8 protein-coding genes are annotated in these 14,117 nt (G+C 43.8%); 3 read left to right on the top strand and 5 right to left on the bottom strand.

The window, feature by feature from the left end; genetic code table 11:
* Positions 1–31 precede the first annotated feature (31 nt).
* Positions 32–1,960 (bottom strand): ribosomal protection-like ABC-F family protein, encoded by a 1,929-nt coding sequence (abc-f, locus tag E1919_RS06155; protein ID WP_162052477.1) that lies wholly within the window; start codon positions 1,958–1,960, stop codon positions 32–34.
* A 400-nt stretch (positions 1,961–2,360) separates the two neighbouring features.
* Here abc-f and E1919_RS06150 point away from each other — a divergent pair, with 400 nt between their 5' ends.
* Positions 2,361–2,912 (top strand): 2'-5' RNA ligase family protein, encoded by a 552-nt coding sequence (locus tag E1919_RS06150; protein ID WP_162052476.1) that lies wholly within the window; start codon positions 2,361–2,363, stop codon positions 2,910–2,912.
* Positions 2,913–3,469: 557 nt separating this feature from the next.
* The gene (locus tag E1919_RS06145; protein WP_162052475.1) at positions 3,470–5,677 is read left to right on the top strand and encodes a catalase; all 2,208 of its coding nucleotides are present in this window, start codon (positions 3,470–3,472) and stop codon (positions 5,675–5,677) included.
* A gap of 77 nt (positions 5,678–5,754) precedes the next feature.
* Here the strand turns inward: E1919_RS06145 and E1919_RS06140 are convergent, their stop codons facing one another.
* The 3 genes from E1919_RS06140 to E1919_RS06130 all read right to left on the bottom strand — a co-directional run bounded on the left by E1919_RS06140 (position 5,755) and on the right by E1919_RS06130 (position 9,392).
* Positions 5,755–6,726 carry a deoxyhypusine synthase family protein gene (locus E1919_RS06140; RefSeq protein ID WP_162052474.1) on the bottom strand — a complete coding sequence of 324 codons (972 nt, stop codon included), beginning with the start codon at positions 6,724–6,726 and terminating at the stop codon, positions 5,755–5,757.
* 238 nt (positions 6,727–6,964) lie between these two features.
* Positions 6,965–7,507, bottom strand: a complete 543-nt coding sequence (gene hslV / locus E1919_RS06135) for an ATP-dependent protease subunit HslV (RefSeq protein ID WP_162052473.1) — start codon at positions 7,505–7,507, stop codon at positions 6,965–6,967.
* Positions 7,508–7,895: 388 nt separating this feature from the next.
* Positions 7,896–9,392 carry a glycosyltransferase family 39 protein gene (locus tag E1919_RS06130; protein WP_162052472.1) on the bottom strand — a complete coding sequence of 499 codons (1,497 nt, stop codon included), beginning with the start codon at positions 9,390–9,392 and terminating at the stop codon, positions 7,896–7,898.
* Between the two features lie 851 nt (positions 9,393–10,243).
* Here E1919_RS06130 and E1919_RS06125 point away from each other — a divergent pair.
* Positions 10,244–11,323: a CNNM domain-containing protein gene (locus E1919_RS06125; RefSeq protein WP_162052471.1), complete on the top strand. Its 1,080-nt coding sequence runs from the start codon at positions 10,244–10,246 to the stop codon at positions 11,321–11,323.
* A 984-nt stretch (positions 11,324–12,307) separates the two neighbouring features.
* Here the strand turns inward: E1919_RS06125 and E1919_RS06120 are convergent.
* Positions 12,308–14,017, bottom strand: a complete 1,710-nt coding sequence (locus E1919_RS06120) for a pyruvate dehydrogenase complex dihydrolipoamide acetyltransferase (protein WP_162052470.1) — start codon at positions 14,015–14,017, stop codon at positions 12,308–12,310.
* Between the last annotated feature and the right edge of the window lie 100 nt (positions 14,018–14,117).

The raw sequence follows: 14,117 nt of genomic DNA, 5'->3' as shown, positions 1-14,117 counted from the left end.
ATCTGTATCAACTATAATTACTTTCCTATACTTACTCCGCAATCTTTGTTTCTATTTCCTCTATTTCCAGCATTATTTCTTCCCACTTCTCCTGGGCCACATGTGTTTTCTGCTGTACCGCTTCAAACTTCTGGGTAACTTCCTGGAGCAGGTCTATATTTCCGAAAACTTTTGGATCAGCCAATTGCTTCTCATAGTCATGCTTCTCCCTTTCTAAATCCTGCACTTCTTTCTCTACCTCACTCAGTTGTCGGTTTACCTGCTTTAACTGGTTCGTGAGGAGCAAGAAATCGCTTTTCTCTTTCGGCTGCTTATCCTGCTGCTTTGGCTCCGGATTGGCAGCCTCCACTTTCTTTTGCTCCTTTTCGCGCTTCTCCTGCCATTGTTCGAATTCACGGTAAGTACCCGGGTAGGTTTTCAATTCATAGTCTTCGATGTACCATATTTTTGTGGCCACATTCTCTACAAAGAAGCGGTCGTGCGAGATAATAACAAAGGTACCCTCATACTGATCCAGGGCCTGAATGAGGATGTTCACCGACTGCATGTCCAGGTGGTTGGTCGGCTCATCCAGCATCAGGAAGTTGGCCTCAGAAATAAGTGTTTTGGCCAGGGCTACCCGGCTCTTCTCCCCTCCCGACAACACTTTGATTTTCTTGAAAACGGTTTCACCGGTAAACAGAAAAGAGCCAAGTAAGGTACGCAGTTCTACTTCTGTTTTCTTAGAACCTGCCTGCTGCATTTCCTGCAGAATCTCATTCTCCACGTTCAGCGCTTCCAGCTGGTGCTGCGCATAGAACGCCATGATGACATTATGGCCCAGCTCCCGGTTACCCTTTATAGGCTCTGTACCTGCAATAATACGCAGCAGCGTAGACTTGCCTTTGCCATTAGCCCCTATCAAAGCAATCTTATCGCCCCGCTCAATGTGTGCATGGGTGTCTTTAAATATCACTTTATCACCAAAGCTCTTGCTCATATGCTCCAGCCGGAAAATATGGCGGCCAGGCTGTATGTTAAACTTAAAGCTGAAGTTCACCTTTGCCGCATCTGGAGCCACATCTTCAATGCGGTCCATGCGCTCGAGCTGCTTCATGCGGCTCTGCGCTTGTTTGGCTTTAGAGGCTTTGGCTTTGAAGCGCTCAATAAAGCGTTCTGCCTGTCGTATCTGTGACTGCTGGTTTTCAAAAGCTCCCTTCTGTATTTCATCGCGCAGCACCTTCTCCTCCATATAGAAGCTGTAGTTCCCCGCATACAGATTCAGCTTGCTATTAGAAACCTCTACCGTTAGATTGGTTGTGCGGTCAAGGAATTCCCGGTCGTGAGACACAATCACCACAGCCCCCTCATAGCGTTCCAGGTAGGACTCCAGCCATTTAATGGACGGAAGGTCGAGGTGGTTCGTAGGCTCATCCAGCAAAAGAAGCGAGGGTTTCTGGAGCAGGATTTTCGCCAGCATCACCCGCATGCGCCAGCCTCCTGAGAAAGTAGCGAGCGGCTGCTGCAGTTCTGCAGTACTAAAGCCGAGTCCTTCCAGAATGGCCTCCGCACTGGCTTGCATGGTATAACCACCCAAGGCTTCAAAACGCTCCTGCAGGTGCGCCAGTTTATCTACCAAGTCGTCATGGAAGTTGTTCTCGAACTCCACCAGCACTTTATCAATCTCCTGCTGCAGACTCATGGCCTCTTCAAAAGCCTGCATCGCTACAGACAAAATACTTTCATGCGTCTCATAGCTCAGCAGGTCCTGGTTCAGAAAGCCGATAGTAGTTTCCTTGCTCATCTGTATGCTGCCTCCGTCAGGTGTATACTCCCCGACAATGATGCGCAACAGCGTAGACTTTCCTGTACCGTTTAAACCGATTAGGCCTATTTTGTCTTTTGGTTTTATGTGCAGACTGGCATCCTCGTACATGGGGCGGCTGCCAAAATGGAAACTGAGGTTATTGATCGAAATCATGTGATAGCTTATGCTGAAAAAACAAAGGTACTTAATTTTGTGCTTCTCTGAAAAACACAGCAACGCCTCTGAAGGTGCAATAAGGCTTTGATTCATAAAAAGAAAACCTGAGCGGCAACGTAATGGGGCTGAAACAGAAAGAAGGCACTTTTAGTGAGACGCATCTGAGGCTATTGCAATTACTGAAATAAATAAGTAAATTTTAATCTTCTAAACCATTAACAGGAATGGCTGAAACAATTTGCAACTTATACAGTGACACGGGGGTAATTAAACCTATGCCTCCTGCTGCTCACCCACCGCCACCTAAACAATAATGAATTAGGTACGTTTCATATCTTTGTGCTATGGTACAAGCATCTTTTGCCAATAGTTAGAATGTACTAAAAGCTATACCTTTATGATTGCGATAACTTCGCTCTTAGATAGTGTCACTTCAGCGCGCGTGTCGGAAATGACATCAAAACTGGAGAATAAATTTGGTTTAACTGGTGTAAATATTACGCCTTACCCCCACCTGACAGCACTTACTGCTGAAGTTCCGGACATGGAGGAACTAAAAGAATACCTCGAGTTAACCTGCCTGGAGACACGTAAAATTACCGTCCGGACTACGGGCTTAGGAATTTTCCCTGGGAAGAATCCTGTCATTTTTATACCTGTGCTGCGCACGCCGCCACTAAACGATTTACACAGCCGCCTGCACCGCGATATTGCTGAGATGAGTACAGAAATGGGGGTCTATTATAACCCAAACTTGTGGCTGCCTCATATTACATTAGCACTAGGCGATACGACTCCTGAATTGCTGGGACCTGTTCTTAATTTCCTGGGCGAAAATAATTTCAATTGGGAGATTACGCTGAATAATCTAACTATCATGCAAAAGTGCGGGAATTATTACCTAAAAGATGATGAATTCCAATTTGGCAAAAGAGAGTTGATAAGCTAATTTGCATATTGACTTTTTCTTTATTTTCACACTGGAACCTCAAGAACTTCCTTGAAACAGTTCTGCTCCTTCCTGTTTTGTCCTCCTTATCAAATCAGCATACTAGGCTATATTTTATATACCCCAATGTAGTTTCCAAACTAGGTTAGCACTAATTATTCTATTCCTGTGCCTATACAACATCCAGTATTCACTTCATACCTGTAGGTATTCTGCTTTTTTTGGCATCCTGAATATAGCATAGGAGATAACCAGTGCTTTATTTCTCCTTTCCATTCCTAACTATGCAAAGCTCCTGCTGCTGAACGTGCCTTGTACAAAAAGGAGAAAAACTAATTTGTAATGAAATAGCTATAGCCTTATTTTGATATTGTTTTAATTCAACCTAATTATCAAAGTATCCAACAAACTTCCTTACAAACCCGTAGTTTCATCATACAATTTAGAGTCAAAATCAACCTGGTTGTACGCTATGCCAAATAACGATCAAACCTCACATGTCTTATGACCTAAGAAACAAATTACTATTCCTAATAACCTCCTGACCAAATTAAATCATGAAAGAGCAAGAAAACGAAGGTAAAATGAAAGCATACAAACCCAAAGTAAACCAACATTCTAAGGATAAGCAGTTGGAAGACTTCCGAGAAAATCCGCAGGACCAGTATATGACTACCGACCAGGGGGTTCGTGTAAACCACACGGATGATCATCTCAAGGCAGGTCCACGGGGCCCACTCCTGATGGAGGACTTTCACTTCAGGGAGAAAATGACACACTTTGACCATGAGTCTATACCAGAGCGTGTGGTACATGCCAGAGGTTCGGGTGCACACGGTTACTTTCAGGCTTATGATGATTCGATGAAAGAATTCACGAAGGCGAAGTTCCTGACAGAGCCTAACACCCGTACACCTGTGTTCGTGCGTTTCTCTACCGTAGTAGGCTCCAAAGGCTCTGCTGATACGGTGCGGGATGTGCGGGGCTTTGCCACGAAGTTTTATACAGAAGAAGGAAACTATGACCTGGTAGGAAACAATATACCTGTTTTCTTTATTCAGGATGCTAATAAGTTTGCTGACTTGGTGCATGCTATTAAACCCGACCCGGACAATGAGATGCCACAGGCATCTGCCGCACACGACACCTTCTGGGACTTTGCTTCCCTGATGCCGGAGATTAACCACATGATTATGTGGGTTCTTTCTGACCGTGCGATTCCGCGCAGCTTCCGGATGATGGACGGCTTTGGCGTGCATACCTTCCGCTTTATTAACGAAGCCGGCAAAGCCCGTTTCATAAAGTTCCACTGGAGGTCAAAACTTGGCTCCCACTCCCTTGTGTGGGATGAAGCCCAGAAATTGGCTGGAAAAGACCCTGACTGGCTGCGCCGTGACCTTTGGGAAGCCATTGAAATGGGCGACTTTCCGGAATTCGAACTAAGTGTTCAGATTGTAGAGGAAGAGGATGAGTTTAAGTTTGACTTCGATTTGCTGGACGCCACTAAGATTATACCAGAAGAACTGGTGCCACTGAGGCCAATTGGTAAGATGGTCCTGAACCGCAACCCTGACAACTTCTTTGCCGAAACGGAGCAGGTGGCTTTCCACCCGGGTAACCTGGTGCCAGGTATTGATGTAACGAATGATCCGCTGCTACAAGGCCGCCTCTTCTCATACATTGATACGCAGCTGAACCGATTTAACAGCGCGAACTTTGGAGAGGTGCCGATAAACCGACCTGTCACTACTGTACATAACCACCAGGGAGCTGGCTTTATGCGCCAAACCATCAACAAGGGCAAGGCGAACTACTGGCCAAACTCTATCGGCGGCGGTTGCCCGATGATGGCGCCGGAAAATCAGGGTGCTTACGTGCATTATATGGAGAAAGTGTCAGGGCATAAAATTCGTGCCCGCAGCGAAAGCTTCAACGACCATTACACCCAGGCTACTTTGTTCTGGAATTCCATGACAGAGCCGGAGAAGAATCATATTGTAAAAGCCGCTCACTTTGAGTTAGGTAAAGTGATGTCGAAAGAAATACGCCAGCGCATGGTGGGGCACTTCTCCAAAGTATCCATGGACTTTGCCCAGCGTGTGGCAGAAGGAGTTGGCGTAGAAGTTCCCCAAAATTTCAATCAGGAGTCAACCGGAAACTATGAAGCCGATGATGCTTCGAAGAAAATGAAAAACGGTAAGTCCGTTAAAGAGACGAAATTTGTCAGCATGGAGAAAGACAAAGTCAGAACTGCTAAGTCGAGAATGGTCGGCATATTGATAGAAGATGGGTATGATTACTGCGAATTAATGCAGGTAAAACAGGCGCTAAAAGAAGCCGGAGCTAACGCCAAACTCATTTCTAAATTCCATGGTATGATCAAATCCAGCACGGGAGAAGAGCTGGAAACAGACAAGAGCCATATCACAACAGGCTCTATTATGTACGATGCTATCTACATTCCGGACGGTGCGAAGAGTATAGAAGCGATGATAAAGGAAGGTGATGCCCTGCATTTTATCAATGAAGCCTTTAAACACGGCAAAGCCATTGCCACCTCCGGAGAAGGTATTGCGCTTTTTGAGAAGGCTGATATACCTGGAGTAGACTTTGCTAATAAAACTTCAGGTAAAGTAAAATCTGATAAAGGCGTTGTAACAGCAGGTAATGACGCAGAAGCAAGAGAGTTTGCAACTAAATTCATAGATGCCATTAAAGAGCATCGCCACTGGGACCGCGAAGAGAAAATGATGGTTCCAGCTTAATGATGAACACTATAAATGAAAAGCGGCTGCATTATAACTTGCAGCCGCTTTTCATTTATAGTGCTATCAGATAGGAATTACATATCCAATACAATCGCGAAGATGAGTGGCGCCACAATCGTAGCATCAGACTCAACCATGAATTTCGGAGTGTCTTTCCCTAACTTCCCCCAGGTAATTTTCTCGTTCGGCACAGCGCCAGAATAAGAACCATAGCTGGTAGTGGAGTCAGAGATCTGGGCGAAGTAACCCCAAAGCGGGACTCCCCCACGTTGTAAGTCCTGGTGCAGCATTGGTACTACACAAATCGGGAAGTCACCGGCAATACCACCACCAATCTGGAAGAAACCAATTGTTGATTCTTCTTTGGCAGTTTCTGTATACCAGTCCGCTAGCTGCATCATGTATTGTATACCTGTTTTCATGGTATGCACATTCTTGATGTCACCGCTGATAACATGACCGGCATAAATGTTACCTAAAGTAGAGTCTTCCCAGCCTGGGCAGATGATTGGAAGATTCTTTTTTGCTGCTTCCAGCATCCAGCTGTTCTTCGGGTCGATCTGGTAATACTGCTCCAGATCACCGGATAATAGCATCTGGTAAAAGAATTCGTGCGGGAAATAAGATTCACCAGCCTTATCTGCCTTTTCCCAATACTTCAACACAACGTGCTCCAGGCGGCGCATGGCTTCTTCTTCCGGAATGCAAGTATCAGTTACACGGTTCAGGTGGCGGCTCAAAAGCTCCTCTTCATCGGCAGCAGAAAGCTCTCGGTAATGTGGTACGCGCTCATAAAAGTCGTGCGCCACCAGGTTGAAAATATCTTCTTCGAGGTTAGCACCTGTACAGGAGATGGCATGCACTTTATCCTGCCGAATCATTTCAGCCAGGATTATACCTAATTCAGCTGTAGACATAGCACCTGCCAATGTCACCAGCATTTTACCACCGTTATTCAGGTGTGTTTTATAACCTTCGGCAGCATCAATTAAAGAAGCTGCGTTAAAATGTTTGTAATGTTTCTTTAAAAAATCTGTTACCTGCATAGTTAATTATTTTGCACCAATCTCTGTTCTATTTGGCAGCTTGGCTCGGCAATTTATGAATTATTTAATGATTTATACCTTACGGCATATAAACAGCAGCTGTTCGAACACCAAAGGTATGAGGGTGGAATGATAGCTGGGTTTATAACCTCCGGATTCAGATGCATAACACAAATTGCATAGAAAAATTCATGAAATCTTAAATTTTCCTTCTTTATCAGAAGGTGGTAAAAAAGGATTATTTAGCCGGCTTCTCTACCACCAGGTTGTGGTTAGTATAGATACAAATATCAGCTGCAATGTTCAGCGCTTCGCGCACCATTTCTTCTGCCGATAAATGCGGCGCATGTTTTTTAAGTGCCAAAGCGGCAGCGTGCGCATACATACTCCCAGATCCAATGGCTGCAATCTGGTTATCCGGCTCCAGCACGTCCCCCGTTCCTGAAATAATCAGCAGTTCATCTTTGTTGGCCACCACCATCATGGCTTCCAGTTTTCGCAGGTACTGGTCTTTACGCCAGTCTTTTGCCAACTCAATGGCAGCGCGCTTCATGTTGCTCTGATAGGCGCCTAGCTTCTCTTCAAATCGTTCCAGCAAAGTAAAAGCATCTGCAGTAGAGCCGGCAAAGCCTGTTACTATTTTACCATCCAACAACTTGCGGATTTTCTTTACATTGCTTTTGGCGATGTGCTTGTCCATTGTAGCTTGTCCGTCGGCTCCAAGTGCTACTTCGCCATTGTGGAAAATACCACACACAGTAGTTGATCTTATTTTAGTCATGGTTCTATTTTATGCCAGGATCCCCGCAGGTAGTTCCTGGCGTTGTAGTTCATATTATTAAGCTACGCTGTCATCAAACAAGAAGCCAATGCCATAAAAGCAGCCAAATTGTCTGCCTTTCATATAAATTAGAAGATACTACTGCTACGAACATTCAAATGCAAATAAACGAAAGGCCTATTCACCTTTCTTATCAAAATAATTCATTCCATGATCATGAATATTATTGCTACAACCCAATCAATTTGGACAACTACTACAGATGGAAAGAGAAATGATAAGCAAGGAAGATATCCGATTTTACTAGAAGGATATTACCACTACATCAGTTATTGCTATACGGCCACGACGCGCATCACTTTATTATCAGTGTGACTGGCTTATATTTTTATTTATCTTCTTCGGTGCCAGATTTGGCAGATAAGTCAATCAAGCTAACGTTAACGTTATTAATATGAAGAGTATCAATTTCTTTGCCCATAGCCGATATCTTTTGGTGGATCAGTGAACCAGCTCTGACACCGTCTTCATAGTACCAGTCAGGTTTATTTATAAAGTCCCCGATAGCTATGTTCTTATGGTTGTCGCGTATTACCCAGACACGCCTGCTTTTTGTAATGGTCTCAAAGTCCGGGGCTAACTTTCTGACATAATCATCCGCATTTCTTGAAGCTTTCCTTGCATCACTCCCTACGATTGCATTAAATTTTAAGTCGGACACCTGTTTATAGAACCGGTAAGCATACATAAAATTCCAATACACATACACAGCGTCACCTTCCTGATAATGATCATTTATATAAAGAAGGGCCTCCCTGTAAGCTGCTTTCTTATATCCACCAAAGTCATCTGTATGTATAACCTGTTTTGCGGAACTAGCCAGCGGACTAACAAGCAGCAGCGCAGGAATAACATAGCGCCAAGACGCACGGGAAGGAAAGAAGGAAACAACTCTTTCGCAACCTAGGGCCACAAACAAGACCAGCAAAGGCGCCAGAAACAAAATGAGCCGGTCGTAGAAAGGATACATTTTCAATCCTGATGCAAGCAGGGCCAACAGCAAGGGAAAAGTCAGCACCATCAACACCTTTTTGTCTTTTCTGAAGAAAAGGTAAATGCCAATAACCATCAGCAAGTTGGACAGTGGGGATATCCTTACAATAACATGCCATAACCTGTTGTCGAACTTAACGTCGCTGAAGTAAGACAGGCCTAGCGGGTATTGCTGCAAAGAGCCTATTGCACGGGCAAACCACTTAAGATCAGACAAAGAATCGGGAGGAAAAGGCATGAAACTCTTCATGTGCTGAAAGAAATAAACCAGCCATTCAGAGTGTGCATGTTTATAGGTAAAAAAATAATAATTAACGACAAAGCTGAGCATCCACATAGAGAAGGGCACTAATACCCGGAATAAGAGCGCCCACTTTTTCCTTACAACATAGGAAAGACAAATACCAAAAGCCATCCCCGCCAGTACAAATATAGAAGAGTAGGAGAACCATAAAATAATACTCCCCCATATCCCCCACAGCACCAGAGACCGTAAAGACGACTGCTGATTATATCGTACATAAAGCCACAGAATTACAGCAGTGGTCAGCACTTCAGTGGCATATTGCTTTGCCTCGACTGCATGGTATACCAGGGGTGGTGCAAGTGCCATAATTCCTATCGCAACCACTACCCCTAACGGCCGAAGAAAGTAGCGGGCGACCGGCAGGAAGACGAAGAGCAATAAGATACCGGAAACCAACGGTACCAGCCGGAGCGCCATTTCGTTCTTTCCAAAGAATAGCACAGAAACCTTAGACAGCCAAAGAAAACCAATCGGGGCCTTTTGCTCATAGTCCAGAGGGAGGGTCATCAGATCTGTAAATCCCATTCGTATCAGGCTGCTCGATAAGTACACCTCATCTATCCAAAACGACCTATTATCGAAGTAGTGGAAAAGCCTTAGAAATATGCCTGTTATAATAAGCGCCCAAACAATAACATTCCATACACGATTTTCATCACGATACTGTAACGAAGCAGAATTGCCTTCAAGTTGAGAAGGCACTACTCTGGTAGGTATCATCTGCATATGCTATTGTGAAATGTGGGAGTCATTTTCTTCAGTTTTAGCCAAAAAGTTTAAATTATATTCCTAATAAAAGTTCAGAGCTCAAAACCATTACGGGATTTACAAAAAAAGTTTTTATTGAACTTTTAAACATATATATAAGAGTAAGGCAATACCATAAAAAGGTACTTTAAATTCAAAGTAATATAGCTTAATCATTATTCACCATATATATCTTTTGCCAAATTTATTGAAAAGACTCCTCCACTTCCTGAATAGCAGTTGTAACCATTCATACTTGAAACATGTACCCACTATCTATGTAAGCTGCTCTTAAGGTCAGGCAACCATACCATGCTCAGCAAAAAAAAAATGGGAAAAACTATTAAATTCTTTTTATATAGTTGCTCTACAGCGTTCTGTTCCTGTTTTTCATACATATGCTTAGCAGTTGTAACATTGTGGTTGATGTATTTGAGTTCGGCTTCTAAACTATTCTTATCCCTATCGGCATTATTTTACTCATCATTAACTTTATCGCTAAGATGTTTAGAGGAAGGTAAAACGTCGCCTTTGCAAATGTATCAGTTTGTTGCCTATACAACTGACGAGTACTATGCTGATGGTTTTCTTTTTCCGACTGTTCACGTTTTAAATAAAATACCTAACATATGGGTTTACTGATTCTTTACCTGGCTATCGCGCTGGTTTTCTCTTTTCTATGTTCCTTGCTGGAGGCTTCCCTGCTTAGCATCAACCCCTCACATGCAAGCGTAGTAGGGCAACAGAATCCTTCCCTGGGGAAAGACCTGCAAGATTTCAAAGACAACATTGACCGGCCGCTTGCAGCCATACTCACACTCAACACCTTTGCCCATACAATTGGAGCTGCAGGCGTGGGGGCGCAGGCACAAATCATATGGGGCGAAGAAGCCCTGACCATAATTTCAGTGGTGCTCACTATTATAATCCTCATCCTCACCGAAATAATACCTAAAACACTCGGGGCAAATTACTGGCGCCAACTCACCCCCTTTACCGTACGCACGCTGAAGATCCTGATATACTCCCCGCTTTACCCCATCATCCTCTTCTCCCAGTTCATCACCAAGCGCATGAAGCAGGATAAGGGTAAAAGCGTACTGAGCCGTGCTGACTTCACGGCTATGGCAGAAATAGGAGCAAAAGAGGGTGTTCTGCACCAAAATGAGTCAAGGGTTATAAACAATGTGCTGCGTTTTAATATCATCCTGGCAAGCCATATTATGACGCCCCGTACTGTAATCAGAGCAGCACTGGAAACGGAATCCATTCAGGCGCTTTATGAAGAAACGGAAAACTTACCTTTCTCCAGGATACCTGTCTATGATACCTCTATCGATCATATTACGGGTTATGTTCTTAAAAATGAAGTGCAGCATCACATCATCGAAGGAAAAGGAAATCTAGAACTAACAGCTATTAAGCGCCAGATAAAGGCTGTCAGTGAACACACACCAGTCCCCACCCTATTCACTAACCTGATGGAAAACAAAGAACACATCGCGCTTGTAGTGGACGAATACGGCGGCACAGCAGGTATTGTAACGATGGAAGATATTATAGAGACACTGTTGGGGCTGGAAATAACGGATGAATTTGATACAGTAGAAGACCTCCAGAAATGGGCACGGGATAAGTGGGAAAGTCGGTCCAGCCGATTTGGCATAGATGACAATGACAAGGGTAAGGAAGCATCCACTAATGTTTAAGAGCTACTTGCTGCAAGTATTATTCGGAGTAAATTATTATTTTCTGCTTGTATAGCACACAACAGGTAAAGATTTAAGCCGTACAAATTCGCAAACATCATTGACTTAGCAACAAGTGCTATGCATGGAAAACTAATTAAAGAGGGAGAATACAAATTTTTCTAAACTACAAAATAACATTTAATACTTTTAGTGGATGAAATAGAGTGTTATGCGGTGGTGGAAACAAGCCAAGGTCAGATATTAATGGCGTCTGATTTAGACCAGGAATAAGCAAAAACGGTAGAAAAGGACAAGTACTATATGGCTGATTTTAAGGATGACCAGAATTCAGTGACATGCCCCACCTTTTCCTGAAGGATACAAAATTGCCTTTACATGAAAAAGAACTTTATTAAACGGCTACCTAGCCTTATATTATTATTCATCTCCCTATTACTCGGAGGCTGCGACTATGACGATGATGCTGTTATGCCCCCGAGTTCGTGGGCAGCTATTTTCGTTATTGCAGCCATTCTGCTGTTCTTCTACTACATTAAGATATACAGGAGAAAATAGTAAGGCGCAGCTTAGCCTGATATTTAAAGAACTTTGAAAGACTATTTACTTTAGTAGCAGGCAGGGTTTCAGCAAATATGTGTGCTGCTCTTGCACCACAGGTTGCAGACTTTTATAATTAAATCAAATGCCACAACTGAAGCACTATATCTCCTGAAATTAATCCTGGGTATCATTACGGCTGCTGCCACACGTTTTGAAAACTTTCAGAATAATATCCTAGTGTTTTATAATAATTTAAAAAAATTTTTAATTCAAGTGATAAGGGCCTTTTAACAATTAGTCGCAGCGAATAATAAATTCTTACAGCTACAGGCAGAACAATTTTAAAAAATTTATTATTTATATGTTGCTATACCTATAAAAGAGAAGCCTCTACCGCGTTAGCAGAAGAGGCTTCTCTTTTATAGGTATTTACTTTGTCTTCTATACCAGAATTCGAACCGGGTTCTCCAACAGGTTCTTGAATGTCTGCAGGAAGGCAGAACCAACAGCACCGTCTACTACTCGGTGGTCGCAGGACAAGGTGACTTTCATTACATTGCCAATCTTGATCTCCCCGTTCTTCACAACCGGTACCTGTGAGATACCACCTACAGCCATAATACAAGCATTCGGCGGATTGATGATAGCGGTGAATTCATCAATGCCGAACATACCCAGGTTAGAAATCGAGAATGTGCTGCCTTCCATTTGAGCTGGCTGCAGCTTTTTGCTCTTCGCTTTGCCTCCAAGGTCTTTCACCTCAGCAGAAATAGCAGAAATAGTTTTGAAGTCGGCGTTACGCACCACTGGTACCAGCAGACCTTCTTCTACCGCTACGGCCACACCAATGTTGATGTGCTTGTTGTAACGGATCTTATCTCCTAACCAGGAGGAGTTAACCGCTGGATGCTGGCGCAACGCTGCAGCAGCAGCTTTGATAACTAAGTCGTTGAACGAAATTTTAACCGGAGACACCTCGTTCATGCTAACACGTGCTTCCATCGCATTGTCCATATCAATAGACATGGTCAAAAAGAAATGCGGTGCTGTGAAAAGGCTTTCTGACAGACGACGGGCAATCACTTTGCGCATCTGCGATACATTCACCTCTTCGTATTCCTCTGTTGGAAGACCCGGCATAGCAGCAATTTGTGGAGCAGCAGCTTTGTCTTTCGAGGCAGCTTCCTGCGGCGCAGCAGATTGGCTATAGTTCTCAATGTCGCGCATTACAATGCGGCCACCTTCGCCTGTTCCTTTTATCTGGGATATTTTGTAACCTTTTTCCTCTGCCATTTTCTTGGCAAGCGGAGAAGCTTTGATACGTCCATTTTCAGAGGAGGCATCGTCTTCTGACGGTGCAGCAGACTCCGGGCCTGGTACTTGAGTTTCTTCTACCTTATCTGAAGTTACAGCGTCTGCACGGGCTTCAGTGTCTTCTTCCGTTTTTGCATTCTCTTCGCGCGACTGGTTGTTTGAAGAAGCCGCTTCCAGTAAAGCTTTAAAGTTGGCACCTTCTTCACCTATGATGGCGATAATGGCATCTACAGCTACTGATTCACCTTCTTTTACACCTGTATAGAGCAGGGTGCCGTCTTCGTAAGATTCCAGTTCCATCGTAGCTTTGTCGGTTTCTACCTCAGCTAATATATCACCGGACTTTACTTTATCACCTTGTTTTTTCTGCCAGCTCACAAGCACACCTTCAGTCATGGTGTCGCTCATTTTAGGCATTCTGATGATGTTTGCTTTAATGCTGCTGACATCTACAGCGGGCTTGGCAGGAGCTTCTTCTTTAGAGGCAGCAGGCTTTGTTTCAACCGGCTTCTCCTCCTTCTCATCCTTTGGTTGCTCCTCTTTTGCTGCAGGCTTACCACCACCTTTTATTTCTTCAAGCAAGTCTGAGATATCCTCACCGTCTTTGCCAATGACAGCGAGCACCCCATCCACTGGTATAGTGTCTCCTTTTTTTGGCCCTATATAAAGCAGGGTGCCATCTTCGTAAGACTCCAGCTCCATCGTTGCCTTGTCTGTTTCAACCTCGGCCAGGATGTCGCCGGAGCTTACCTTATCGCCTTCTTTCTTAAGCCAAGATGCAATCACCCCCTCAGTCATCGTGTCACTCATCTTGGGCATTCTTATAACTTCAGCCATAAATTTTGTCTTATATTATTCGCCCAGTTGGTCTGTTTGTCTGTATATATCAGCCCAAATTTAGATTTAAAAATATTTTATTCAAACTATATGCTTCTTA

The sequence above is a fragment of the Pontibacter pamirensis genome (genome assembly GCF_010015475.1).
Taxonomy (GTDB): domain Bacteria; phylum Bacteroidota; class Bacteroidia; order Cytophagales; family Hymenobacteraceae; genus Pontibacter; species Pontibacter pamirensis.
The sequence above is the reverse complement of the archived record's forward strand: the minus strand, read 5'-3'. Positions and strand labels throughout refer to the sequence as shown.

Coding starts and splice junctions, on each gene's coding strand:
- E1919_RS06125 (WP_162052471.1), top strand. CDS start 10,244: ATGGGTTTACTGATTCTTTACCTGGCTATCGCGCTGGTTTTCTCTTTT.
- E1919_RS06145 (WP_162052475.1), top strand. CDS start 3,470: ATGAAAGAGCAAGAAAACGAAGGTAAAATGAAAGCATACAAACCCAAA.
- E1919_RS06140 (WP_162052474.1), bottom strand. CDS start 6,726: ATGCAGGTAACAGATTTTTTAAAGAAACATTACAAACATTTTAACGCA.
- hslV (WP_162052473.1), bottom strand. CDS start 7,507: ATGACTAAAATAAGATCAACTACTGTGTGTGGTATTTTCCACAATGGC.
- abc-f (WP_162052477.1), bottom strand. CDS start 1,960: ATGATTTCGATCAATAACCTCAGTTTCCATTTTGGCAGCCGCCCCATG.
- E1919_RS06130 (WP_162052472.1), bottom strand. CDS start 9,392: ATGGGATTTACAGATCTGATGACCCTCCCTCTGGACTATGAGCAAAAG.
- E1919_RS06120 (WP_162052470.1), bottom strand. CDS start 14,017: ATGGCTGAAGTTATAAGAATGCCCAAGATGAGTGACACGATGACTGAG.
- E1919_RS06150 (WP_162052476.1), top strand. CDS start 2,361: ATGATTGCGATAACTTCGCTCTTAGATAGTGTCACTTCAGCGCGCGTG.